This window comes from Bacillus sp. JJ1773 (genome assembly GCF_036962035.1).
GTDB lineage: Bacteria > Bacillota > Bacilli > Bacillales > Cytobacillaceae > Cytobacillus.
This window is the reverse complement of the sequence record NZ_JBALNX010000052.1, coordinates 1-22,784: the sequence shown is the minus strand read 5'-3', so window position 1 is coordinate 22,784 and position 22,784 is coordinate 1. Positions and strand designations below refer to the sequence as shown.

Sequence of the window (22,784 nt, the reverse complement as noted above, 5' to 3'; positions counted from 1 at the left end):
TGATTATGAAGCCCGTTGAATTTTTCTAAATTGGCTGCGGGCAAAAACCTTATGCTCAAGTCGATTCGCCATGATTCCAGCACAAATGGCGAGAACAATATCCTTTGGCAATGGCACAACCATCCACATCCAAGCCATTTTATAAGTAAATCCATCTGGAGCAGCCGCCCAAAGCTTATAGGCAAAATACATCCAGTTTGTACCAATAACATAATTAATAACCATACCAATTAAAGCGGCAGTAATATAAACTGGGATCGTCTTTTTCATTTCGATGATTTTTCCTGTTACATAGGCTGTAAGAATGTAAGAGAGAATAAAGCCAAAGGTCGGGCTAATTAAGGAAGACATACCACCGCCAAATTTAGCAAATACTGGCGCACCTGCAAGACCAACAAAGGCATAAACGGCCATTGTAATTGCTCCTAGACGGCTGCCTAAGATAGCTCCAGATAAAATGGCAACAAATGTTTGCAACGTAATTGGTACACCGCCTATAACCATAAAGGGAACAAATGTAGTGATATTTGCTCCTACACACATCAAAGCTACAAACATACCAGCAAGCGTTAAATCAATCGTTCTTAATCTCTTTTTCATTTCCCTATCCTCCAAAGATTGTTAGTAAATATAAATAAAGGATAATGGCTAACCTAAGTATATGTCAACCTATTTTATTTTTAGTTAACATATAAATATTAAGAGACTTTAATAGTGTGAGTTTTAGATTTGTAAACGGATGTTCATCTTCTGTTCATATTAGAAGCTTAAAATAGGAAAAAGAGAGGAAAGGCTACAGAAAAAATGCTGTTCCTTAGAGATAGAAAAAGTTGTATATTATAGATTAGGCTTTGATTAGAAGAAAACGGAAAAAACGTAATTAGGAGAGGAAAACGATGAATTATAGCAAGGTTTTATTACGATTATCTGCATTATTTGGCTTTATCGGCGCTTTTTTAGGTTCACATATGGCTGGAGCAGGGGATTATGCTTTTAGACCGATACATGCCCATATACTTGTTGTTGGATGGTTAACACTATTCGCATGGGCGGTATACTATAAAGTATTTTCCCCGAAAATTGGGATCCTAGCAAAGTTTCATGTATATACTGCTATTATCGGTTCTATCGGATTAACAGGCGGGATGGCGCTCTATATTTTTAAACCTGCATTTCTTCCAAGTGCGGTTAACACGATTTTCTATATTGTTGGTGGGTCCATCCTTTTGCTTAGCTTCTTATTATTTTTCTTTGTCACCTTTACAAAGGATGAAAAACAGGGGAAGGCAAGCTAAGAGTAGCTTGCCTAGTCCTAAAAAATAAACCTAAGATATTTCAGCGGTGTTATCTTTTCTTTTTGTTTTCGGTTTGATATAAGGTATGATGAAACGGTCAATACCGATTTTACCTGCATTGTATCCAGCGACTAAGATGAATATTGTTAATAATATCATTTGCGGATTCGTACTGATTGTTCCGGAAAACATAAAGGCAAAGTTCATTATGATTCCAAAAAATGCAGCAGCAGTAGTAAAGCAGCCAAGAATTAAACCTAACCCTACTAATAGTTCGCCCCATGCAACTAAAAAGCTAAATAGACCTGCATTTGGAAGGGCAAATCCTTCTAAAAAGCTAGCCCACCATCCTTGTACTGTTGGATTCTCCCCAGTCGCTTTAGCGATTGCTCCTTGTAAATATCCCGATGCATCAAACCCGCCTGCTACTTTATGATATCCCGCCTTGAGCCAAGAATAACCAAGATACAACCGAATAATAGTCAATAATCCTGAAGATAATTGATTTTCCCTTAGCCAATTAACAAACATACTTATCTCTCCCAACTTTTTGATGAATACAGGGATATAGTAGCAAAAATACCCCTGTATTTAACATTTCTGTGATCCATTTCACGTAAATGTAAATAAAATGTGAATATTTTGAGAAAGATGTTTATTTATAGAGGGAATTGTTTTGTCAAGAAATATTGGAGCTTAATATTGACTATTTTATGAATTATTTAATTGAAGGATGCTATTATTTGATTTATAATTATTATAAAATAATTGAAAATCATGTACTTAATGATCAAAAGAAGGTGGGAGAGGAATGGTTCGTACAGCAATAGCTGGCATTGGGGGCTTTATTTTAGTTTTCTTTGAGGCTTATATTGTTATGGTATTAAAAGGGTATTATTCCATTGAGTTTGGTGGTTTGGCGCCTTTTATTTCTGTTTGGGCAATGAATGCATTTCTAGTTTTTACAATCCTCACACATCTTAAGCTATGGTATGAAAATAGGGAATCAGCAGATAGAGAAGCTTCAGTAGATAGATAATCAAATCTAAGCAGACAGTGTCCGATAGGGGCATTTTTTTTTTGCTATAAATAAATTTGTGAATTAATTATTCTGAAATAGTAAACAGCGGAAATTCCAGTCTATAAAAATACAGAATTTTTAAAGTTCTTCCTTTACATTATGCAAGATATGGTGTTAAATTATAATATTATTTAGGATAATTAAATAATATATATCAATTAAAATATGTAAAAAATTCTAAAAAGAAATGTGGAGGGATTTTACGTGGCAGATCTGCGCAGTAATATGATAAAACAAGGATTTGATCGTGCGCCTCACAGGAGCTTACTTCGTGCAGCAGGTGTAAAGGAAGAGGACTTTGGAAAGCCGTTTATTGCGGTAGTCAATTCATATATTGATATAGTTCCAGGACATATTCATTTACAAGAATTCGGTAAAATTGTGAAAGATGCTATCCGCGAAGCAGGCGGGGTTCCTTTTGAAATGAACACGATCGGTGTCGATGATGGGATTGCAATGGGTCATATCGGGATGAGATATTCTTTGCCAAGCCGGGAAATCATTGCAGATTCTGTAGAAACAGTTGTTGCGGCACATTGGTTCGATGGAATGGTATGTATTCCTAACTGTGACAAAATTACACCTGGAATGATGATGGCAGCTCTTCGCCTCAATATCCCAACAATCTTTGTCAGCGGCGGTCCGATGAAGGCTGGAACTGATAGTGCTGGCAATCCGCTTGATTTAACATCTGTATTTGAAGGGGTAGGGGCTTTCCAATCTGGTAAAATTGATGAAGCTAGATTGCTCGAGATTGAGCAGCTAGCCTGTCCGACTTGCGGATCTTGCTCAGGGATGTTTACCGCCAACTCAATGAACTGTTTAGCCGAAGGGCTTGGCCTTGCACTTCCTGGTAATGGAACAATTCTAGCTGTCGCTGAGGAACGTAAAGAGTTTGTTAAACAATCTGCTAAGCAATTAATGGAGCTTATTAAGAAGGATATTAAGCCTCGTGATATCGTAACAATCGATGCAATCGATAACGCATTTGCTTTGGATATGGCGATGGGCGGTTCTACTAACACAGTTCTTCATACTTTAGCTTTAGCACATGAAGCGGAGATTGAGTATTCATTAGAGCGTATTAATGAAATTGCAACACGTGTACCGCATTTAGCGAAAATCGCTCCTGCCTCTGATTATCATATTGAAGATGTGCATAATGCAGGTGGAGTTAGCGCGATTATCAATGAGCTTCTTAAGAAGCCAGGTGCCTTTAATGGAGATTGTTTAACTGTATCAGGAAAAACAATCAGCGAAAATGTTGCTGGCAGTGATATTTTGGACAAAAATGTTATTCGACCATTGGATAATCCACATTCTGAGCAGGGCGGACTAGCTGTTTTATTCGGAAACCTCGCTCCGGACGGCTCGATTATTAAAGTAGGTGCAGTTGATGAGTCGGTTGGTGGCTACCATAGAGGACCAGCGATTTGCTTTGACTCTCAAGAAGACGCACTTTCTGGAATCATTACCGGTAAAGTACAAGAAGGACATGTCGTAGTCATTCGCTATGAAGGGCCTAAAGGTGGTCCTGGTATGCCGGAAATGCTTGCACCTACTTCACAAATCGTAGGAAGAGGGCTTGGAGCAAAGGTCGGATTAATTACAGACGGACGTTTTTCAGGTGCATCAAGAGGAATTTCAATCGGCCATATTTCTCCTGAAGCAGCAGAGGGAGGACCAATCGCATTTGTAGAAGATGGCGATATCATCGAGCTTGATTTAAAGAAACGCACCATACAGCTGGAAATTTCTGATGAGGAAATGGAAAGACGGAAAGCAAATTGGAAGGGCTTTGAATCGAAGGTGAAAAAAGGCTACTTAGCAAGATATTCGAAGCTTGTGACATCAGCCAATACTGGCGGAGTAATGAAATATTAAGAAATTACAAAGACCTATAAACAGTCATATAAGACTTTTTATAGGTCTATTTTTAAATGGATCTATGTATGAACAAGCGTGTTTAATTAAGAGTTAAAATCCGTATTAGATAAAACTACATGACTTTTTCGCCATTATCATAATTAAATTGCCATGCAATGCCAAACTTATCAGTTACTTGTCCGTAGCATTTGCTCCAGAAGGTTTCCTGAAGCTCCATTTCTACTTTACCGCCTTCTTTTATTTTGTTAAATTGAGATTTCACTTCATCAAGATTCGTACTGACAACGGCAAGGCTAATATTATTTCCTTTAATAAAAGGCATGCCAGGAAAAACATCTGAAAACATGACATTGCTTCCGCTAATGTTAAGCCTTGCATGCATGACAAGATTTTTTGCATCCTCTGGCAGAGGATATTCTGGATTTGGAGGAGCCTCACCAAACGTCATAATTTGCGGTTTATCTGTTCCAAAAACGTCAGCATAAAATTCAACTACTTCTCGGCAATTTCCATTAAAGTTAAAATATACATCAACAGCCATCTGCAACACTCCCTATATTTTTTTGACATTGCTAAATATTTCTATTACATTTTATCATTTATCAATGCAATATCAAATTTTCAAGTCGAGCTAGAAATAAATCAACGAACTTTATACATTTCGTTAGATCCTGTTCTTGAGGCAATAATTCAACCTTTAAAGTGACCGATAAATCTGTTTTTGCTTTTAATAGGTCTCTGAATATATCAACAGCTCCACAGTAGTGAGGATAAAAACTGTCCCCTGTCCCGAATACACCTGTTACCATGTTGCTTCTATCGATTTTCTCAAACTCCCGATAAAGAGGAATCATTTCATCAGGAATTTCCCCATCACCCCAAGTGTAAGTACCAACAACAACCGCATCAAATTCATCTAACCGATTACAGGCAAATTGTTCTATGCTATATAAATAAACATCTAAATTTCTTTTCTTGAACAGATCATATAATTTTAATGCCAATTCTTTTGTATTTCCGCTAATCGAGGTATAAATTAAGCCGATTCTCATAGCTCATCAAAACCGTTATCTTGAGAAACCTTTGTATACGTACGAGACTTTTGTTCAAAGAAGTCGGACTTCGTTTCATTCATCATTTCGTCACTGAATACATGGATCCATGGCATTGGATTTTCCTGTTCCTTATATAGGTTTTGAAGACCTAATTGCCGAAGCCGCTTATTAGCAAGGTATTCAACATAGCCTTCAAATTCATCTAAATCGATTCCTTGAATATCCTTCAATATATAATGAGCCCATTCCTTTTCAAGCTGGACTGCTGCATGAATTGTATCATATACATATTGAATATTTTGCTCTGTATTTAATTCAGGATTTTCAGTAAGAAGAATACGAATAAATTGCGCAATGAAGTAGGCATGCTGCATTTCATCACGTTGAATATAACTAATCATGGAACTCGTTTTTAGCATCTTTTGCTGACGGGCCAGATTATAGAAAAAGGCAAAGCCCGCATAAAAATAAATTCCTTCTAAATTAATTGAGTTAATTCCAAGCTCAAATAAGTGCTGTAAAGAGGGGGTGTTTCTAAATTTTTCATAGGATTCAAGAATAAGCTGATTTCGCTTCCGAACAATGGTATCATCCTTTGCCTCGTCAAAGCGGGCAATTTGTTCACTAATAGGGATAAGAGAACTCAGGATATAAGAATATGATTCATTATGAACCGCCTCCTGCTGCGAAATGACAGCAAATATAGCTTTAAAGCTTGGGTCTGTTACATAATCCATCACTTGTGTCATCATAGGCGTTTGTAAGCTATCAAGTGATGCCAGCTGCGTGTTAATTCGTAAAAAAACATCTTGTTCAGTTGTGCTTAAGGAGTCCCACTGTTTAATATCATCCTGCATATTTATTTCTTGAGCCTTCCAAAAGTTAGCTAATAAAGTTTGATACATTCGATACATTTGTGGATATCTAATGTCATTCCAATTTAGGATCCCCGATGCTTGACCGTTTACTAGACTAGTAGATTTATTTGGGAACTCAGGATTTAGCAATTTTATTTTTGTTAATAATTGTTGGTGTGCCATTGAATCGCTCCTTTTGAAAATGGTTTTCAATTTATTACGGGTAGTCGTTGATATTTATTGAAAGTCGCTGATATATCTGGAAAGTCGCTGATATATCCGGGAAATCGCCGATATATTCGAAAAGTCGTCGATATATCTGGAAAATCGTTGATATATTAACTATGGCAAGCTTCGCATTCATCAATTTCAGTTTGTGAAGTACTGCGAACATAATAGGTCGTTTTTAAACCGTGCTTCCAGGCTTCAAAATGAAGCTGCAATAAATCTCTTGCTTTTATATCGTGGCGAACATAAAGGTTGAAGCTAATGGACTGATCGATATGCCGTTGCCTTGCTGCGTTCTGTTTGATGCTCCATATTTGGTTCAACTCGTGTCTCACACGGCGATAATAGTTGTAAGTGTTATGATCTAAATCAGGTGCGGTGACTTTGAATTTAAAGTTTTTCTTTTCTTCTGCATATTCAATCGCATAAAGAGGATCTATTCCGTCTGTGGAGCCCCCAATTTTTGCAGTTGAAGAGTTCGGAGCCACAGCCATCATCCAGCCATTTCTGACTCCGTAATTTTGGATATCTTCTTGTAAATCCATCCATCGTTCAGATGAATAATCTTTCCGTTTAAAATACTCACCTGATTGCCACTCAGAGCCATGAAATAAATTATATGCACCTTTTTCTTTTGCAAGCTCCATTGAGGCACGTATTGTAAAATAGGCTATATCCTCATATAGACCATTTGCGTAGCTAACCGCTTCGTCAGATTCCCAATACATACCCTTAATAGCCAGGAGATGATGCCAGCCAAATGTTCCTAAACCAACTGCTCTATATTTCTGGTTCGTCCACTTTGCTTGTCCTACTGAAATTTGATTAATGTCGATTGTGTTGTCGAGCATTCTCATTTGAATTTGAATTAGGCGTTCCAGTACGCCTGCTCTAACTGCATTTGGCAAATGAATAGAAGATAAATTACATACAACAAAATCTCCAGGCTTGCGAACGATAATAATATTTCCATCTTCGTCTTGATATTCATTCTGAATGACCGTCGCTGACATGTTCTGCATAATTTCTGTGCATAAATTGCTGCAATAAATAGACGTTCTTCCACTTCCATTTACATGTTTATTTGGATTTTGGCGATTAACCTCATCACGATAAAACATATAAGGGGTGCCAGCTTCCAATTGTGAAACCATAATTCTAGCCATAATATCCATGGCACGATAGCTCTTTCTAGGAAGAAGGGGATGGTTAACTGCTTCTACGTATTTTCTCGTAAAGTGTTTTTCCTCGACCTCATCATAATAATCCTCAAGTCCCAATGGGTTTCCATTCTCATCCTTCCATCCCATAACCTGTTTTACTTGATGGGGACAAAAAGTGTGCCACTCGCCAATGCTTTTACCAGTTTCATCAACTTCTTCAAGCTTCTTCATGAATAGGTCAGGAATTGCGACTCCTGTAAATATGTCATGGGCTTTCCTGCGCTCATCCCCATTATTTGTCTTTAAATCTAAAAACCCATTCATGATATCCTTGTGAAAAACATCTAAATAGATGGCAATGGCTCCTTGTCTTTGCCCCAATTGATCGACACTGACAGCCGTATCATTAACAAGTCTAATCCAAGGAATGACACCAGAGGAATTTCCTTTAAACTTCTTAATGTCAGAACCTAAAGCACGGACTTTTCCATAATAAATGCCGATTCCCCCGCCATCCTTACTTAATCTGGCAATATCCCAATTATTTAAATAGATGCTATCTAAGGAATCATCGACCGTATCGATAAAACAAGAAGAAAGCTGTCCGTAGCTTTTTCCGGCATTAGAAAGTGTTGGGGTTGCAACAGTCATATATAGATTGCTTAAAGCCCAATAAACTTCCTTGACTAAAGATATTCGTTTTGCTTTATCTTCGTTTTTCATTAATGTCATAGCAATGATCATGAATCGTTCCTGTGGCAGTTCAAAAATATTTTTCTCATAATCTTTGGCAAGATAACGGTCAGCAAGGAGGAACAAACCAATATAGTTAAATAAATAATCTTTTTCAGGGTCAATCAGTATATCTAATTGATCTATTTCTTCTTTTGAATAGAAAGCTAGTAAATCTTCTGAATAAATACCAATATTAGTCAGCTTCATTATGAGGCTATAAAAATCCCCATATTTTACATTCATTTTATATCCTCGATTTTTCGATGCTTCTGAATACAATTCATTTAAATATAGTTGAGCTGCAAGAAAGGTCCAGTTTGGCTGGTCCATTGAGATTTTGTTTAATGAATAAAGAAGTGCATTTTGATTTGCGGATGCATCGTTTTGCTTTAGTTCCTCCAATTGCTGTTTAAGTGGATCAACGTCAATCTTATATAAGTTTGAAGCTCTGTTTAACTCTTCTAAAACTAGATCCAATTCTGTTTGAACATATGTATCCATTTTCATATCCCCTTTACTTGTTTTTTCCAAAATAAAAAACCCATCGCTCTGCTAGAGGATGGGTAAAGTAAAACGCTGATATGATAATAGAATATAAAAAATAGTCTATCAAAATACCCTCGTTTTACCTTCCCAACTCCCGAAGAAGATAACACGTTATAAATATGGCAGGTCTCCTGACTTGTGCTTTGGCCTACTTTAAGTCCTTCCCATCTTATAAAAAGACAGTGGTTTCTACTTATTTCGATAGCACTTACAGTTGCGGGAACAGCTCTGGATTTTCACCAGATTCCCTATTAAGTCCATAACGGACACCATATTTATTGGTTTATCACTGTATATTGTGTTAATGAATAAAAATAAACACTATATATGTAACTTTTTCGATTATAAGCTAAACTTATCATTTTGACAACCTTAAAAAACTAGAGGAATAATGTTAATAAGTACATATCAAAGAAAGAGTTTTTATCGTTATGAAGGACTTTTCCGACTTTTGGAAAAGTCCATCACCTATTATTACTCTTTAATTCCATGGAGCCATTCTTGATAACATTCAGGGCAAAGTATTTCATCCTTGTCCATATTTGATACATAAAATGTGACTTGATGTAATTCTTTTTCCCCCGTTTCACTGTTGCAGTAAAAACATTGATTAGCCATTTAAAATCCCCTCCTATTGCTTATTTTGAAACCTTTTAAGCCTCTTTATTCTTCATGGATTGGTTATTTGGAGATACATATTTAATGGTATGGGGCAAATAATAATTTGGAGTTTCGGAGGGGGGATTGGCATGGAAATACCGGCTCGTGCTGCTGACAAAGGGGATATTAGCGAAGATGGAAAAAAGCTAGCTTGGTGGCAGCTGTCGTTAATCGGTGTCGGATGCATTATTGGAACAGGGTATTTTGTTGGGACCGGAATTGGTATAAGAATGACTGGCCCCGCAATTTTAATAGCCTTTATTCTGGCAGCGATAGGCACTTACACAGTTTTTGACGCTTTAGGAAAAATGTCCGCAAAGGACCCGCAAAAAGGGGCATTTCGTTCATACGCGAAAAAAGCATATGGGCGTGGAGCTGGGTTTAGCAGCGGGTGGGTCTATTGGTTTTCTGAAATGCTGATTTCCGGGAGCCAGTTGACCGCTCTTTCATTATTAACACGATTCTGGTTCCCTGATGTACCTCTTTGGATTTTTTCCTCCATTTATGCAGTGCTAGGGGTTTTCGTTATTGTCATTGGAACAAAGGGATTTGAGAAAGCCCAGAATATTTTTGCAGTTATTAAAATTGCTGCAATATTGATGTTTATCCTCTTGGCGATCACCGTTTTATTTGGATTGTTTGGAGGAAATCTAAAGGATTTTAAAGTCCCTACAGACGGAAATGAAATCCTGCCTAGAGGATTTTATGGTTTATGGTCTGCATTAATCTTTGGATTTTATGCCTTTGGCGGGATAGAAATAATGGGGATTTTTGCAACTAGGTTAAAAAATAAAGAAGATGTTCGTAAATCAGGCTCTGTTATGTTGATCATCTTAACGACCATTTACTTAATCTCTTTAGCTTTAGCTACGGGATTAGCAGCGATAGATAAATTTAGTAAAAATGAAAGCCCGTTTGTTATTGCTCTTGATAAGTATCATATCACCTTTTTTCCACATGTATTTACTGGAGGCATTATTATTGCCGGCTTTTCGACTATGGTCGCTACCCTATTTGCAGTTACAAGCATGATTGTCACTTTAGCGGAAGATGGTGATGCCCCAAAAATTTTCTCGAAAAAGGGTAAGCTAAAAGTTCCTCCACTGGCACTTTCCTTAACAATTGGCGGGTTAGTGACATCAGTTTTATTGGCATTAGTCATGCCTGACAGTGTGTATGAATATATTACGACAGCAGCTGGGTTAATGCTGTTATATAATTGGTTGTTCATTCTAGTTTCTTTCCCGAAGCTGATTAAAGCTACGAAATTCGACCATGTTAAACGCTTTATTGGAATGGGTTTAATTTTGCTCGCAATAACTGGAACACTTTTCGAGAAATCAAGCCGCCCAGGATTCTTTGTGAGTATCCTTTTTGTCGGTTTAGTGATAAGTGTGTTACTAATTATGAATTTCATTAAGAAACGAAAGTAAAGTAAAGGATATAATCCCCAAAAAGCATAAGCTTTAAAGTAAACAAGGGTTGAACGTCTAATGGAAATTAGAGGACAACCCTCGAAATCAACCTATGGTCATCTTGTTATTGGAAAAATAATAAAAGAACCGTCTCATATCCAAAATAAATTCCAAACCCAATTAATGAAATACCTGAGACAATAGAGATGCCCGCAAGAATCTTACCAGATAAAAATCTTCTAAAGCTGCTTGCAATCCCAGCCATCGTTACATCCCAAATAAATAAGCCAACAATGATGGCAGAACTAAATGTTAACAATTGTAGCTGATCGAATTGTGTAGCCGTCTTTGCTAAGACAGATCCGAAAATGCCCAACCAGAATAAAATGGTTAAAGGATTGGAAATCGAAATGAAAAAGCCGGAAATAAAAGATTTGATAGCGGATTCACTTTTATTACGAGATGATAATTCAATTTTTCCAGCACCTTGAATACTTTCAATACCCGTATAAATGAGAACAAAGAAGCCAAATGACCACAAAAAGGTTTTGACAATGGGTATTTCAAGAAACTGAACTACACCCAAAAAAACAGCAATCATATATAGGATATCTGCAATCATAGCGCCAAAGCCGACAAGCCAAGAATGCCAAAAGCCATTTTTAATCCCCTTATCTAATTGTGCTGCATTCACTGGCCCAATCGGTGCAGCCAAAGTAAGCCCAAGAAAGACATAACCCAAATAAATCCCCATGTTTTTTCTCCTTGCTATGTATTATTCAATTAATAGGTTTGTACACATTCTATTCATGATTTAGAGGCTGTACTACAATTTTTCCTAAAGAATAAATAATTCAATTAGGAAAATAATAAATTTGAAATCTTCTTTAATACTTATACTGGAGGGCATTCTGAATGTCGGTCATCGTTTACCAAACCTTTGAGATAAAACAGGAAAAATTTAAAGATGGGTTAGATAATTTACTTGAGATTAAAAAATACAGAAATGAAAATTATCATCATAAGGTAGAAATTTTAACGCCAATTTCAGGAAAGGACCATACATACGCTGTTATTTCAACATACGAAGGCCTTGCAGAAATGGAACTGCAAAACAAGAAGATGTTCGATGATGATGAGTATTTAAAATTGATTGGTCAATTTTTTTTAGAGGATATTGTTCAGGGCAGCATGAATACACAATTTTTTAGAGTAATGAATGATAAACCGGAATTGAAAGATAAAGACAAAGAAAAAGGGAAATAGTCTTTATCTTTGGAGGAGTAGCCTGTATAATTTACGGAGTAAAAAGGAATTAACAAAAAAAGCGGGAATCATTTATTGATCCCGCTTCTTCTATGTTACTTCAAAAAAACACCGCTTTTATTCCATGATAGGCAAAATATAAGCCGAATCCAAGTAATGATAGGCCAGAAAAAATGGAAATGGCCTTAAGACTATGTACAGTTAAAAATCTTCGAAACCCTGTTGTTAATCCCGCAATGAGAATATCCCAAATTGTGAGTCCCAAAAATATCATGCTGCTATAAATTAATAATTGACCAGTCCCATAGACTTGGGCAGTTTTAGCGAGTACAGATCCGTAAATTCCTATCCAGAATAGGATGGATAAGGGGCTGGATATGGACATGAAAAACCCTGTCAAGAAGCATTTTGTTATTGAATCTTTCCCCCTAGTTTCTTCCAAAGTAATCATCTTAGCGCCTATAATGCTTTCTGTCCCTGTATAGATGAGAATAAACCCTCCAAAAAGCCAGAGAAATATTTGAACAATCGATATTTCCAAAAAGTGTACCATCCCTAAATAAACCGTTAGCATGAAAATTCCATCTGCTATCATAGAGCCGATCCCTACAATCCATGCATGCCAAAAACCATTCTTTATACCTTTATCCAACCTAACCGAGTTAACCGGACCAATTGGAGCTGCCAAAGTAAACCCTAAAATGATATAACTCAGGAAAATGTTAACATTCAATAATGACCACTCCAATCGGATAGGTTCCTAACTTGTACATTTTATGTGCAAAAAATGTTCCTATGAATCTTTGTCCAAAAACTTTCTTTAGTCATTGCCGTTATTTCTGAATTCGCAAATTCCTAAACTGAATAGGAAAAGCCGAATATAAGCAAAATAGACTAAAAGGAGATGATGTTGTGAAGCATGCAAAAGCATTTTTGTTAAAGTTTATTTCTTGTTTAGTCCTTTTATATATTATACTTGGCTTATTTTATGGCATGTCCTTTGGAATGGTATTCTTAATTTCATTAGCATTAGGAGCATCCTCTTATGTTCTTGGCGACTTTCTTGTGTTGCCTAGGTCTAATAATTTCATTGCGACAATCACCGATTTTGTCCTGGCTTTCCTCGTGATTTGGTCTTTAAGTATCAGTTTGACCCTAAGAGAAAATATAGTGACAATGTCTCTCGTTGCTGCCGCTGGAGTCGCCCTTTTTGAAATCATATTTCATAGATACATGGCCAATCAGATTATCACTAAAATGAACAGCCATACTGCACGGCCAAGCAAACTGCAATTTCAAACAGAAGCTTCAGAAGAACTGACTCCTTCTGGGACAGATTTAAAATTAAATGAAGATAAAAGTAATCGTGGAGAGGAATGATCCATTATTAATAACGTCTGCTTAGTCGAGCAGGCGTTTTTTAATGTTTTTTTGGGAGAATACAGACAATTTCTTCTGCATATAGAGAAAGGAGAAATGGATTTAAGGGGGGGAGAACTAATGGCGATTTTGGTAACTGGAGGCGCAGGTTATATTGGCTCACATCTTGTTGATTATTTAATTGAGAAAGGTATGAAGGTAATTGTCATCGATAACCTGCAGACTGGCCACCGAGAGGCCATTCATCCAAAGGCAATTTTCTATGAGTGTGATATACGTTCTTCAGAAATAATAATGAATATTTTTAATAAGGAAAAAATAGAGGCAGTTTTTCATTTTGCGGCCGCTTCACTAGTCGGAGAATCAATGAATGATCCGTTAAAGTATTATGATGTAAACGTAAGCGGAACACGGTCTCTGCTTGAGGCGATGAGCAGGCACTGTGTTAAATACCTAGTATTCTCATCTACTGCGGCCGTTTATGGGGATTCGCATAAACAGCCAATTAAAGAAAGCTTTCCACTTCAGCCCTCTAATCCATATGGTGAGACAAAGCTTGCAATGGAGAGGATGATCAAATGGTGGGGAGATGCCTTTAATGCAAGCTATGTCTCATTACGATATTTCAATGCAGCCGGTGCGAAGGAAACAGGTGAATTAGGAGAGTATCATCTTCCTGAAACCCATTTAATTCCTATTGTTCTGCAGGCAGCACTGGGAATGAGAGAATACGTAACAATTTATGGAGATAAATATCCGACAAAGGATGGAACCTGTATCCGAGACTTTATTCATGTAGAGGATTTAGCAGAGGCTCATTCAATGGCACTCCAATACTTACAAAATGGAGGAAAAAGTGATGTATTTAATCTTGGCAATACTGCGGGATATTCGGTAAAGGAGGTAATAAGGGCTTCTATAGAAGAAACAGGGAAAAATATAAAGGTGATAGTAGGAGATAGGAGGCATGGTGATCCCGCAGAATTAATTGCTTGTTCGGATAAAGCTTTGAAAATATTAGGCTGGAAACCAAAGAAATCTTCAATACACAAAATAATACAGGATGCTTGGAATTGGCACATAAAGTATCCAGAGGGATACAAAAGTTTATCAGCTTTTCAAAAATGAATTTGTTTTAAGTACAGGTATAGTTTTTCTTTTAATTCCGGTCTCTTTAATGCAAAATTAATGGACGCTTCCAGAAAGCTAAAGTTATCACCAACATCATATCGTTTCCTTTGATAATATATGAAAAAATAGACTCGTGCTCTAGCAATAAATGCAAAGCATCAGTTAGCTGGATTTCATCATTTTTGTCTGGCTGCACATGATCAAGAATTTCAAAAATAAGTGGGGTTAGAATATATCTTCCAATAATCGCTTGCGAGGATGGAGCCATAACAATGGATGGTTTTTCAATCAAACTATCAACTTTAAACAATTCTCCCGTTTGTTCTGTATAGCCGATGATTCCATACTTATCAACATCCGAGCGCGGTACCTCTTTACTGCCGATAATGCTCGTTCCCATTTTATTAAACTGGTAACATTTGCTTTAAGGCTGGCTCTTCATGTTCAAGAATGTCATCACCCAAAAGAACTACAAATGGCTGATTTCTGATAAATTTTTTTGCGCATAAGAGGGCATGGCCTAACCCTAATGGATCCTTTTGCCGAACATAGTGAATATCGGCCATTTCAGATATTTTTCTGGACCTCATGAAGCATTTCTATTTTTCCTGTTCGCTTTAACAGCAATTCCATTTCTACTGACTTATCAAAGTGGTCTTCTATAGCTCTTTTATTCCCTCCTGTTACAATTATAATATCTTCAATCCCCGACGCAATCGCTTCTTCAATAATATATTGGAAGGCTGGTTTATCAACGATTGGGAGCATTTCCTTCGGCAGAGCTTTTGTTGCCGGCAGGAAACGGGTTCCTAAACCAGCGGCAGGAATGACTGTTTTTTTATCATCCATGATCCCCCTAATCATTCGGCTTTCCCGTTCCCATTTCTATGTACGGAAGTGGCTGTCTTATCCCACATGTTTACAGAAAAAGAGCAAAAAGGAATATTTTCCTCCACAAAGAGCACCTTAAAACTATTAAGATAATAAGACTTTTGCAGGGAATATGCTTTTGAGGTGTATGAAGAAATGCCAACTCAAAAAAAACATATCGAAAGAAGGTTTTTAATTTTTGCCTTTCTTGCCTTAGCTGTTTTTGTCTCCCCGCTGTTTATATTAGGGGAGAATGCACATATACGAGTTCACGATAATTTGGATTCCAATTTAGCCTGGTATAAAGTCTTAGCTGAAAGTGGACAATTAACCGGGTCTGTTAATGCCGTCATTCCGCAAATAATAAATGGACAATTATCCCGAAATGCATTTGGAACGGAATTTAGTCTGATCGTTTGGCTTTATGCTCTCTTTCCTGCAATGACGGCTTATGCAATTAGCCAGACGATTACTAGGGTTTTTGCGTTCATAGGGATGTATTTACTGTTGAAAACCCATTTCCTTACTGGGCAACAGTGGACTATTCTAGCTGTCAATATAGGCACTTCTCTTGCATTTGCATTTACCCCATTTTGGCCATCAGGGATGTTAAGCACTCTTGGTATGCCTTTGGCCTTATGGGCTTTCCTCAATATCCGGAAAAAGGAGAAAATGTGGAAAAGCTATCTGGTGCTAACTCTCCTTCCTTTCTATTCTAGTATTGTTTTAGGTTTCTTCTTTTTTCTAACTGCTATAGGGATCTTTTGGCTAATTGAAGTAATGATGAAGAAGCGGTGGAATTGGCGTTTTCTATTGTCTATTGGTTATATGACTCTTTTGTATGCAATCGTGGAATACCGGCTAGTCTATTCTTTTCTGTTTGATGATGAACCAAACAGCAGAGATGAATATTTTCACGCAAGATTATCCATTTGGCGCTCTATTAGACTTACCTATAAAAATTTCATCTATGGTCATCATCATGCTGCAACTATTCATACTTTAGTCATCTTGCCTGTAATGTTTTTGGCATTATTCATTATTTTAAGAAAGAAAATCTGGAAAAAGGAAAGAGCCTTTGTTTTTTTATTTATCCTTAATATCACTTTATCAGTATGGTATGCATTCTGGTTTTATAAGGGATGGCTGCCATTAACGAAGCGATTTCACTTTTTAGATACTTTCAATTTTGCCCGGTATCACTTTCTGAGGCCGCTAGTCATTTATGTACTGTTTGCTTTGTCATTAAAGGTTCTAATGGATACAAGGTGGAAAAGGACAGTTCCTATACTTGTTGCTGCACAGCTAATTGTTTGTTCTGTAACTAATGAAGAAATCATCTTTCAAACAAAGCCAACATTTAAGCAATTTTTTGCTGTGGATCAATTTAAGGAGATTAAAGATTATATAGGAATTCCTCAGAAAGATTATCGTGTGGCGAGTATTGGTATTCACCCGGCTATCGCTCAATTTAACGGTTTTTATACCCTCGACACTTATAATAATTTTTACCCTTTATCTTATAAATATCAATTTAGGAAAATTATTGAGAAGGAATTGGCAAAAAATAAAACAATCCGCCTTTATTTTGATGAATGGGGAGGACGCTGCTATATTTTTACAGCGGAACTAGGAAAGCGCTATATGTTTAAAAAAAATACAAAAAAGCGATTAAAAAACCTTGAGCTTAACATCAAGCCATTTAAGGAAATGGGTGGCCAATATATTTTTTCTGCCGTTCCCATTGATAATGCATATGAAAATAATCTGAGCTTAGAAAGGACGTTTGAATCATCTAGCTCTGCTTGGAAAATTTATTTATATAAAGCGATCTAACACCAGGAGGAATCAGAATGGATCATCCAATGCTCACGATAATTGTTCCATGTTATAACGAAGAGGAGATTCTCCCAGATACGATGCTACAGCTAAGCATTTTTCTCCAAGAGCTAGTAAAGGAGAGGTTAGTTTCGAGTAATAGTAAAATTTTATTTGTTGATGATGGGAGTAAGGATCAAACATGGGAAATCATATATAGAAAGAGTTTAAAAGACGAGCTAATTAAAGGGTTAAAGCTTTCAAGAAATGTCGGACACCAAAAGGCGCTTTTGGCTGGATTAATGGCAGCCAAGACTGTTTCGGATTGTGTTATTTCCATTGATGCAGATCTTCAGGATGATATTTCTGTCATACGTGAATTTATTTTGAAATACCGAGAAGGCTATGAAATCGTCTATGGGGTCAGAAGAAAACGGGATACAGATACATATTTCAAAAGGAGCACGGCCCAAGGCTTTTATAAATTAATGAAGAGGATGGGGGTGGATCTTGTATATAATCATGCTGACTTTCGATTAATGAGCAATAGGGCTCTTTATGAATTACAGCGCTATGATGAGGTGAATATTTTCCTCCGCGGCATTGTGCCAATACTAGGCTTAAAGTCTACCTCCGTCTACTATGACCGAAAAGAACGAAGTGCCGGAGAAACGAAATATCCGCTAAACAAAATGATCGCCTTTTCACTTGAGGGATTAACCTCTTTTTCTGTTACGCCTATTCGTGTCGTCATGCTTGTTGGATTTCTTTCTTTCTTTATTAGTCTTTTATTTGGAGTCTACTTTCTCAGTTTAAAGCTATCCGGTAAAACGGAAACGGGCTGGACATCCTTAATAACTTCTATTTGGTTAATTGGCGGGATTCAGCTCATTTCTATTGGTGTGGTTGGTGAATACATTGGAAAAATATATAGTGAAACGAAGCGAAGACCGAAATATATGGTTGATATTGATACATTTAATTTGCCGATTCCACGTTCGCTAATAAATGATGGAGAAAATGAACATGAACTCTTTGACCATAATTATGGAAAATTATCTGAAACGAACTAATTCCTTTTTCCGTTTTTTATTAGTAGGAGTGGTAAATACGTTAATTGGACTCTCCATCATGCTTCTTCTATTAAATGCAGCAGAAATGTCCTATTGGATTTCTACCTTCATTGGAAATGGCGTTGGAGCTTTTGTAAGTTATTTTTTAAATCGAAGTTTTACCTTTCAGAGTAAAATTCATTTGAAAACGAGTATCCCACGCTTCATTATCGTGATTTTGAGCTGCTACATTTTCTCTTATTCCGTAAGCCATATGGCCTTAAGAATCTTTGAAGAGGGTAATAGCCTGTTGGCAGAAAACTTGGCAGTTGTAATAGGAGCAGGATTATATACACTCCTAAACTATTTAGGGCAAAGGTTTTATGTATTTAAGAATATGGAGGCTGTATGACTTTGCTTTATGGAGGAACAATAGGAATACAGATTGGTTCTAATAAAAAGAAATTGGAGGGGTAAAGATGCGAAATGATCAATTGAATCTTAACAATCATAAATTAAATGACCAGGAGAAAGATATGGAATTTGAAATTAGTACAACAGGCTATGGATTACAATCGGTCGTTGAGTCGGACGAGACAAATACTTTAGAAAAGAAGCAAAACAACCATAACAGCTGTGGTGGACTGTAATCAGAACAGGAGATGACGGGTATTATTGAATTTTGTCCAGCCATTTGGCCTGAGGAACGAGTGCCAGAGGATCAAAAGGATTGTCGTGAATGCAAACTTAATAAGCATGGGACAAGGATGGTGTGGGGGGAAGGCAATCCTGGTGCTCCTATCATGATTATCCTTGATAATCCAGGAGCACGAGAAGATCGTGAAGGGAATCCATATGTTTGCGGAACTAGGTTTACATTACAAAAATCCGCTAACGAGGTAGGCATACAGCCTAGTGATTTATATGTAACGTATATTTTAAAAAGAAGACCTGTTCGTGCCTATAATAAAGAGGAAGCTAGGAAATCTTGTATCCAGCATTTAAGGGTGCAGTTAGCAGAAAAGAAGCCGAATTTTATTTTTTGTTTAGGGAATATTGCTGTTCAATCATTTTTCGAAAATCCTGAAGCAGAGGTGAAAAAACTGCGAGGCTCCTGGCACAATGTAAATGGATTCCCGACAGCTGTTGCTTATCATCCGCTTGCCATTAGAAGAAGACCGAATTTATGGCCGATATTTATGAGTGACTGGGAGATGCTGGCACAGCGATTTCATCTCTAGAATGTCAGTTTATTTACAAAAAAGCCAAACCTAATGAAATACAGAGTTTGGCTTTTTTATATGTCATTATTTAACAACTTACATTTTATTTTTTTCTTTATGAAACGGGCATTGGGAAAATGTGCTTTGATCATCTGGCAGGAAATATTGTGTCCATTCATAATTATCGCTATTTCCATAAGAGTTTAATGCAGGGTGAATAGTAGTGCTGTCATAAGCGCATAAACGTTCGCGGATTTGCTGTTTTATTTTATCAGCCTGTTTTCCTTTTGCGAGGAATTCTTTTAGAACAAATCTTGGTGTGATGGCTAACATTAAATATGGAAAGCTTCTGCTTTTTCTATTTATGTGTGCAGGGGTCGCACAGTACATAAAATAGGGTGTCCCATGAAAGCAGAATTCCCAAAATGGATGAATTGGGTTTGTAGGTATGATATCTGGCCAAGGCAATTCATCTAGCATCGTTAAGTTGATTAGGTGTTGCCAGAACAATTCCTGATATTCTTTAATGCTAAAATTCAAGTCTTCTTTAGAGGAATTAAAAAATATAATGAGAGACGTATATTTTCCGAAGCTTTTATAATGTAAGGAATATTCCTTAAGTATTGCTGCCAGTTCGTAAGAGGTCTCATATTTTAATGGGCTGTCAATGAAGCCGTATCTCAGGTGACCAGACTTTAACCCTAAAGTGGCGGGGATGCAAGGAAATAATTGATTCGCATCAGTCATTTTTTGAATAAACAGCTCATAGGCTTTCTTCTGCCATCCTTCTGTATCATGCTTTTCCAGCTCTAAATCCTGAAGTAATATCATAGTTATCGCACACTCCTATCCTTACTTCATTAAAATATGCATGATCTTCGGATAGGTGATTGCCCTTAATTGTAGGTTCATGCAAAGCATGGACTTCTTTTTAATAGGAGAATTCTAATACCAATAACGCGTATTTAAGCCTATAATAGTGAATAGAAGTTACTGAATATTTAATTTTATTTATATATTATTAATAAAATCTAATAAGGTGGCAAGGAAAATGAAAATTGTGATTGCACCCGATTCATTCAAGGGGAGTTTAACGGCACTTGAAGCAGCAAAAGCCATTGAAAAAGGGGTGAAAAATGCAATTCAGCATGCAGAAACCGTTCTAGTTCCAGTTGCAGACGGTGGAGAAGGGACGATGGACAGTCTAGTATCTGCTACAAATGGTCATAAGGTAGAGATTGAGGTTAAGGGACCATTACTTGATCCTGTACAAGCTGCTTATGGATTATTAGGTGATCAGGAAACATGCGTGATAGAAATGGCTAGTGCATCAGGGTTATGTCTCATCGATTCTGCTAGGCTTAATCCTATGACAGCCACAACATTTGGGACAGGACAGCTAATTAAAAAAGCATTAGATGATGGATGCAGCAAATTTATTTTAGCGATTGGTGGAAGTGCGACCAATGATGGCGGGTTAGGTATGCTTCAAGCACTAGGAATGAAGTTTCTTGATGCTAATGGAGAGTTAGTCGGATATGGAGGTTCTGAACTAGGAAGAATTGTTGATATTGATGATCAAGAGTTTGATTCACGAATTGCAAATTGTGAATTTTTAATAGCGACAGATGTTCAGAATCCATTAGTAGGGGAAAAGGGAGCAACTCATGTGTTTGGTCCGCAAAAAGGGGCTACACCTGAAATGGTTGAAATTCTAGACAACAACTTAAGGCATTGGGCAGATTTAGTAGCATTAAAAACAGGCATTCGCCTGCATGATATGCCCGGAGCCGGAGCGGCAGGAGGAATTGGTGGAGCCTTCCAAGCTTTTTTTCCATCTAAAACAAAGCGAGGCATTGACATTGTCATAGAATATTCAGGGCTTGTTGAACAATTAGCTGGAGCAGATTGCGTATTTACTGGTGAAGGTCAGATTGATTTCCAAACTGCCTCAGGAAAGACACCTATGGGCGTAGCTGAAGCAGCTAAACTGAAAGGAATCCCTGTTTTTGCTCTGACCGGGTCCATTGGCCAAGGAATTGATGTTTTATATGAACACGGTATTACAAGTGTTCATAGTATTATTAATTCTCCTATGACACTACAAAAAGCCATTGAAAGCGCTGCTATTTTACTCGAGCAAACAGCTGAACAAGTTTTGCGAACTTTTATAGCAATAATAAGAAGGCTATGAATATTCATTAATTTTTCCTCACCTTAATGGAAATAATATCTTTGTCAAAAGTAGATGTTCAATTATAGATTTTTTTTCAGAAGGAGTTATTTCCATATTAAGGAGTTGTGTAGTATGCAGTCTTTCTTATCCGAAGAACGTTATTCCCCAACATACAATTGGTTAGTGCTATCTAGAAGCCCTTATTTAAAAAAGCATGAGCGGAGTCCTGTAAATTGGCTAGAGTGGTCAACAGAAGCGTTTGATAAGGCGAAAAGGGAATGTAAGCTTGTTTTTGTCAGTATTGGGGATAATCATTGTCATTTGTGTACTGTCATGGAACATGAGTCGTTTGAAGATATGGAGACAGCCCAGCTATTAAATGATAAGTTTATTTGCATGATGATTGACAAGGAAGAGCATCCGGATATTGCTTCTTTATGCTTGAGCAAGTGTCAGAAGATGGATGTAAAAGGGGAAGGGCCGCTAAATATTTTTTTATCTTCCGAGCAGGAAACTCTTTATGCTGCGAGGTATTTACCGAAGGAAAGTCTTGATGATGGTATGATTGGATTTAAAGAATTAATCACGCAGGTGTATAATCAAAATGTCATAAACCATGATTAGGAACAAGTATATAGGAAGTTACGTAAAAATTGCAGTTCTTGCCTTTATGCAAGAACTTTTTTTTTGCAAAAAAATTCCGCCCATAAGGAGCGGATAAAAAAGAGACCTTGGATCAATTAAGAAATAATTCGAAGTGGAAACAACATATAGTATTTGTGTGCATAAAATAATACTATATATTGTTAAAAAAGATTCTACCATATTTATTTTATTAGAGCAAATTATTTAGTATTTTCTTGATTTATTTCGTCTGCCATACTAATTATTTACTAATTTTTGGAATCAATTGAAAAAGAATGAGAGATTGGTTAATCTTTAAGTA

24 protein-coding genes, 1 pseudogene and 1 riboswitch are annotated in these 22,784 nt (G+C 36.9%); of the genes and pseudogenes, 14 read left to right on the top strand and 11 right to left on the bottom strand.

Going from position 1 to position 22,784, the window contains the following annotated elements; all coding sequences use genetic code 11:
- Nucleotides 1–3: 3 nt before the first annotated feature.
- Nucleotides 4–600, bottom strand: a complete 597-nt coding sequence (locus V7127_RS16240; RefSeq protein WP_335346656.1) for a biotin transporter BioY — start codon at nucleotides 598–600, stop codon at nucleotides 4–6.
- A 296-nt stretch (nucleotides 601–896) separates the two neighbouring features.
- Here V7127_RS16240 and V7127_RS16235 point away from each other — a divergent pair, with 296 nt between their 5' ends.
- Nucleotides 897–1,295: a hypothetical protein gene (locus V7127_RS16235; protein WP_335487708.1), complete on the top strand. Its 399-nt coding sequence runs from the start codon at nucleotides 897–899 to the stop codon at nucleotides 1,293–1,295.
- Between the two features lie 30 nt (nucleotides 1,296–1,325).
- Here V7127_RS16235 and V7127_RS16230 read toward each other — a convergent pair whose 3' ends face one another.
- A complete protein-coding gene (locus V7127_RS16230; RefSeq protein WP_335487705.1) occupies nucleotides 1,326–1,826 on the bottom strand; it encodes a DoxX family membrane protein in 501 nt (166 codons plus the stop codon).
- A 280-nt stretch (nucleotides 1,827–2,106) separates the two neighbouring features.
- On the opposite strand from V7127_RS16230, the gene V7127_RS16225 reads away from it, so the two are divergent.
- Both V7127_RS16225 and ilvD read left to right on the top strand, forming a co-directional pair.
- Entirely contained in the window at nucleotides 2,107–2,334 is a 228-nt protein-coding gene (locus tag V7127_RS16225; RefSeq protein WP_335487702.1) for a hypothetical protein, read from the top strand.
- Nucleotides 2,335–2,580: 246 nt separating this feature from the next.
- On the top strand, nucleotides 2,581–4,260 hold the full coding sequence (gene ilvD / locus V7127_RS16220) for a dihydroxy-acid dehydratase (protein WP_335487699.1): 1,680 nt from the start codon (nucleotides 2,581–2,583) through the stop codon (nucleotides 4,258–4,260).
- 115 nt (nucleotides 4,261–4,375) lie between these two features.
- On the opposite strand, the gene V7127_RS16215 is transcribed toward ilvD, so the two are convergent.
- From V7127_RS16215 to V7127_RS16195, 5 genes are all read right to left on the bottom strand, one after another.
- Nucleotides 4,376–4,804 carry a VOC family protein gene (locus tag V7127_RS16215; protein WP_335344218.1) on the bottom strand — a complete coding sequence of 143 codons (429 nt, stop codon included), beginning with the start codon at nucleotides 4,802–4,804 and terminating at the stop codon, nucleotides 4,376–4,378.
- Between the two features lie 61 nt (nucleotides 4,805–4,865).
- Nucleotides 4,866–5,315, bottom strand: a complete 450-nt coding sequence (locus tag V7127_RS16210; RefSeq protein ID WP_335487696.1) for a flavodoxin domain-containing protein — start codon at nucleotides 5,313–5,315, stop codon at nucleotides 4,866–4,868.
- The gene (locus V7127_RS16205; RefSeq protein WP_335344220.1) at nucleotides 5,312–6,358 is read right to left on the bottom strand and encodes a ribonucleotide-diphosphate reductase subunit beta; all 1,047 of its coding nucleotides are present in this window, start codon (nucleotides 6,356–6,358) and stop codon (nucleotides 5,312–5,314) included. Before V7127_RS16205 ends, V7127_RS16210 begins: the two co-directional genes overlap by 4 nt.
- A 155-nt stretch (nucleotides 6,359–6,513) precedes the next feature.
- Nucleotides 6,514–8,802: a ribonucleoside-diphosphate reductase subunit alpha gene (locus V7127_RS16200; protein ID WP_335487693.1), complete on the bottom strand. Its 2,289-nt coding sequence runs from the start codon at nucleotides 8,800–8,802 to the stop codon at nucleotides 6,514–6,516.
- A gap of 149 nt (nucleotides 8,803–8,951) precedes the next feature.
- A riboswitch (cobalamin riboswitch) is annotated at nucleotides 8,952–9,136 on the bottom strand.
- Nucleotides 9,137–9,321: 185 nt separating this feature from the next.
- Nucleotides 9,322–9,465, bottom strand: a complete 144-nt coding sequence (locus tag V7127_RS16195) for a hypothetical protein (RefSeq protein WP_335346245.1) — start codon at nucleotides 9,463–9,465, stop codon at nucleotides 9,322–9,324.
- Nucleotides 9,466–9,596: 131 nt separating this feature from the next.
- On the opposite strand from V7127_RS16195, the gene V7127_RS16190 reads away from it, so the two are divergent.
- Nucleotides 9,597–10,940 (top strand): amino acid permease, encoded by a 1,344-nt coding sequence (locus V7127_RS16190; RefSeq protein ID WP_335487690.1) that lies wholly within the window; start codon nucleotides 9,597–9,599, stop codon nucleotides 10,938–10,940.
- Between the two features lie 106 nt (nucleotides 10,941–11,046).
- Here V7127_RS16190 and V7127_RS16185 read toward each other — a convergent pair whose 3' ends face one another.
- On the bottom strand, nucleotides 11,047–11,676 hold the full coding sequence (locus V7127_RS16185; RefSeq protein ID WP_335487687.1) for a LysE family translocator: 630 nt from the start codon (nucleotides 11,674–11,676) through the stop codon (nucleotides 11,047–11,049).
- A 161-nt stretch (nucleotides 11,677–11,837) separates the two neighbouring features.
- On the opposite strand from V7127_RS16185, the gene V7127_RS16180 reads away from it, so the two are divergent.
- On the top strand, nucleotides 11,838–12,188 hold the full coding sequence (locus tag V7127_RS16180) for a hypothetical protein (RefSeq protein ID WP_335346248.1): 351 nt from the start codon (nucleotides 11,838–11,840) through the stop codon (nucleotides 12,186–12,188).
- 100 nt (nucleotides 12,189–12,288) lie between these two features.
- Here V7127_RS16180 and V7127_RS16175 read toward each other — a convergent pair whose 3' ends face one another.
- Nucleotides 12,289–12,921: a LysE family transporter gene (locus V7127_RS16175; RefSeq protein WP_335487684.1), complete on the bottom strand. Its 633-nt coding sequence runs from the start codon at nucleotides 12,919–12,921 to the stop codon at nucleotides 12,289–12,291.
- Nucleotides 12,922–13,100: 179 nt separating this feature from the next.
- Between V7127_RS16175 and V7127_RS16170 the strand changes: the two genes are divergently transcribed.
- Together V7127_RS16170 and galE are read left to right on the top strand one after the other, a co-directional pair.
- Nucleotides 13,101–13,568, top strand: coding sequence for a YndM family protein (locus V7127_RS16170; protein ID WP_335487681.1), 468 nt, complete (start codon nucleotides 13,101–13,103; stop codon nucleotides 13,566–13,568).
- 120 nt (nucleotides 13,569–13,688) lie between these two features.
- Nucleotides 13,689–14,696, top strand: coding sequence for a UDP-glucose 4-epimerase GalE (gene galE, locus V7127_RS16165; RefSeq protein WP_335487677.1), 1,008 nt, complete (start codon nucleotides 13,689–13,691; stop codon nucleotides 14,694–14,696).
- Here the strand turns inward: galE and galU are convergent.
- A pseudogene (gene galU / locus V7127_RS16160) lies at nucleotides 14,687–15,548 on the bottom strand (UTP--glucose-1-phosphate uridylyltransferase GalU). The gene galE and the pseudogene galU overlap by 10 nt on opposite strands.
- Before the next feature lie 177 nt (nucleotides 15,549–15,725).
- Here galU and V7127_RS16155 point away from each other — a divergent pair.
- The 5 genes from V7127_RS16155 (at nucleotide 15,726) to V7127_RS16135 (ending at nucleotide 19,680) form a co-directional block, all read left to right on the top strand.
- Entirely contained in the window at nucleotides 15,726–17,405 is a 1,680-nt protein-coding gene (locus V7127_RS16155; protein WP_335487674.1) for a DUF6044 family protein, read from the top strand.
- Between the two features lie 17 nt (nucleotides 17,406–17,422).
- Nucleotides 17,423–18,460 carry a glycosyltransferase family 2 protein gene (locus tag V7127_RS16150; RefSeq protein ID WP_335487670.1) on the top strand — a complete coding sequence of 346 codons (1,038 nt, stop codon included), beginning with the start codon at nucleotides 17,423–17,425 and terminating at the stop codon, nucleotides 18,458–18,460.
- Nucleotides 18,435–18,851: a GtrA family protein gene (locus V7127_RS16145; protein ID WP_335487667.1), complete on the top strand. Its 417-nt coding sequence runs from the start codon at nucleotides 18,435–18,437 to the stop codon at nucleotides 18,849–18,851. Before V7127_RS16150 ends, V7127_RS16145 begins: the two co-directional genes overlap by 26 nt.
- A 67-nt stretch (nucleotides 18,852–18,918) precedes the next feature.
- The gene (locus V7127_RS16140) at nucleotides 18,919–19,089 is read left to right on the top strand and encodes a hypothetical protein (protein WP_335487664.1); all 171 of its coding nucleotides are present in this window, start codon (nucleotides 18,919–18,921) and stop codon (nucleotides 19,087–19,089) included.
- 12 nt (nucleotides 19,090–19,101) lie between these two features.
- A complete protein-coding gene (locus V7127_RS16135) occupies nucleotides 19,102–19,680 on the top strand; it encodes a uracil-DNA glycosylase (RefSeq protein WP_335487661.1) in 579 nt (192 codons plus the stop codon).
- A 78-nt stretch (nucleotides 19,681–19,758) separates the two neighbouring features.
- Here V7127_RS16135 and V7127_RS16130 read toward each other — a convergent pair whose 3' ends face one another.
- Nucleotides 19,759–20,493: a YqcI/YcgG family protein gene (locus V7127_RS16130; RefSeq protein WP_335487658.1), complete on the bottom strand. Its 735-nt coding sequence runs from the start codon at nucleotides 20,491–20,493 to the stop codon at nucleotides 19,759–19,761.
- Between the two features lie 220 nt (nucleotides 20,494–20,713).
- Between V7127_RS16130 and V7127_RS16125 the strand changes: the two genes are divergently transcribed.
- Complete coding sequence (locus V7127_RS16125) at nucleotides 20,714–21,856, top strand: glycerate kinase (protein WP_335487655.1); 1,143 nt, start codon at nucleotides 20,714–20,716, stop codon at nucleotides 21,854–21,856.
- 114 nt (nucleotides 21,857–21,970) lie between these two features.
- Nucleotides 21,971–22,462 (top strand): DUF255 domain-containing protein, encoded by a 492-nt coding sequence (locus tag V7127_RS16120; RefSeq protein WP_335487652.1) that lies wholly within the window; start codon nucleotides 21,971–21,973, stop codon nucleotides 22,460–22,462.
- Nucleotides 22,463–22,784 lie beyond the last annotated feature (322 nt).

Coding starts and splice junctions, on each gene's coding strand:
- V7127_RS16225 (WP_335487702.1), top strand. CDS start 2,107: ATGGTTCGTACAGCAATAGCTGGCATTGGGGGCTTTATTTTAGTTTTC.
- V7127_RS16140 (WP_335487664.1), top strand. CDS start 18,919: ATGCGAAATGATCAATTGAATCTTAACAATCATAAATTAAATGACCAG.
- V7127_RS16210 (WP_335487696.1), bottom strand. CDS start 5,315: ATGAGAATCGGCTTAATTTATACCTCGATTAGCGGAAATACAAAAGAA.
- V7127_RS16200 (WP_335487693.1), bottom strand. CDS start 8,802: ATGGATACATATGTTCAAACAGAATTGGATCTAGTTTTAGAAGAGTTA.
- V7127_RS16180 (WP_335346248.1), top strand. CDS start 11,838: ATGTCGGTCATCGTTTACCAAACCTTTGAGATAAAACAGGAAAAATTT.
- V7127_RS16235 (WP_335487708.1), top strand. CDS start 897: ATGAATTATAGCAAGGTTTTATTACGATTATCTGCATTATTTGGCTTT.
- V7127_RS16135 (WP_335487661.1), top strand. CDS start 19,102: ATGACGGGTATTATTGAATTTTGTCCAGCCATTTGGCCTGAGGAACGA.
- V7127_RS16155 (WP_335487674.1), top strand. CDS start 15,726: ATGCCAACTCAAAAAAAACATATCGAAAGAAGGTTTTTAATTTTTGCC.
- V7127_RS16185 (WP_335487687.1), bottom strand. CDS start 11,676: ATGGGGATTTATTTGGGTTATGTCTTTCTTGGGCTTACTTTGGCTGCA.
- V7127_RS16205 (WP_335344220.1), bottom strand. CDS start 6,358: ATGGCACACCAACAATTATTAACAAAAATAAAATTGCTAAATCCTGAG.
- V7127_RS16120 (WP_335487652.1), top strand. CDS start 21,971: ATGCAGTCTTTCTTATCCGAAGAACGTTATTCCCCAACATACAATTGG.
- V7127_RS16215 (WP_335344218.1), bottom strand. CDS start 4,804: ATGGCTGTTGATGTATATTTTAACTTTAATGGAAATTGCCGAGAAGTA.
- V7127_RS16240 (WP_335346656.1), bottom strand. CDS start 600: ATGAAAAAGAGATTAAGAACGATTGATTTAACGCTTGCTGGTATGTTT.
- V7127_RS16230 (WP_335487705.1), bottom strand. CDS start 1,826: ATGTTTGTTAATTGGCTAAGGGAAAATCAATTATCTTCAGGATTATTG.
- V7127_RS16145 (WP_335487667.1), top strand. CDS start 18,435: ATGGAAAATTATCTGAAACGAACTAATTCCTTTTTCCGTTTTTTATTA.
- V7127_RS16125 (WP_335487655.1), top strand. CDS start 20,714: ATGAAAATTGTGATTGCACCCGATTCATTCAAGGGGAGTTTAACGGCA.
- V7127_RS16195 (WP_335346245.1), bottom strand. CDS start 9,465: ATGGCTAATCAATGTTTTTACTGCAACAGTGAAACGGGGGAAAAAGAA.
- V7127_RS16130 (WP_335487658.1), bottom strand. CDS start 20,493: ATGATATTACTTCAGGATTTAGAGCTGGAAAAGCATGATACAGAAGGA.
- V7127_RS16150 (WP_335487670.1), top strand. CDS start 17,423: ATGGATCATCCAATGCTCACGATAATTGTTCCATGTTATAACGAAGAG.
- galE (WP_335487677.1), top strand. CDS start 13,689: ATGGCGATTTTGGTAACTGGAGGCGCAGGTTATATTGGCTCACATCTT.
- V7127_RS16190 (WP_335487690.1), top strand. CDS start 9,597: ATGGAAATACCGGCTCGTGCTGCTGACAAAGGGGATATTAGCGAAGAT.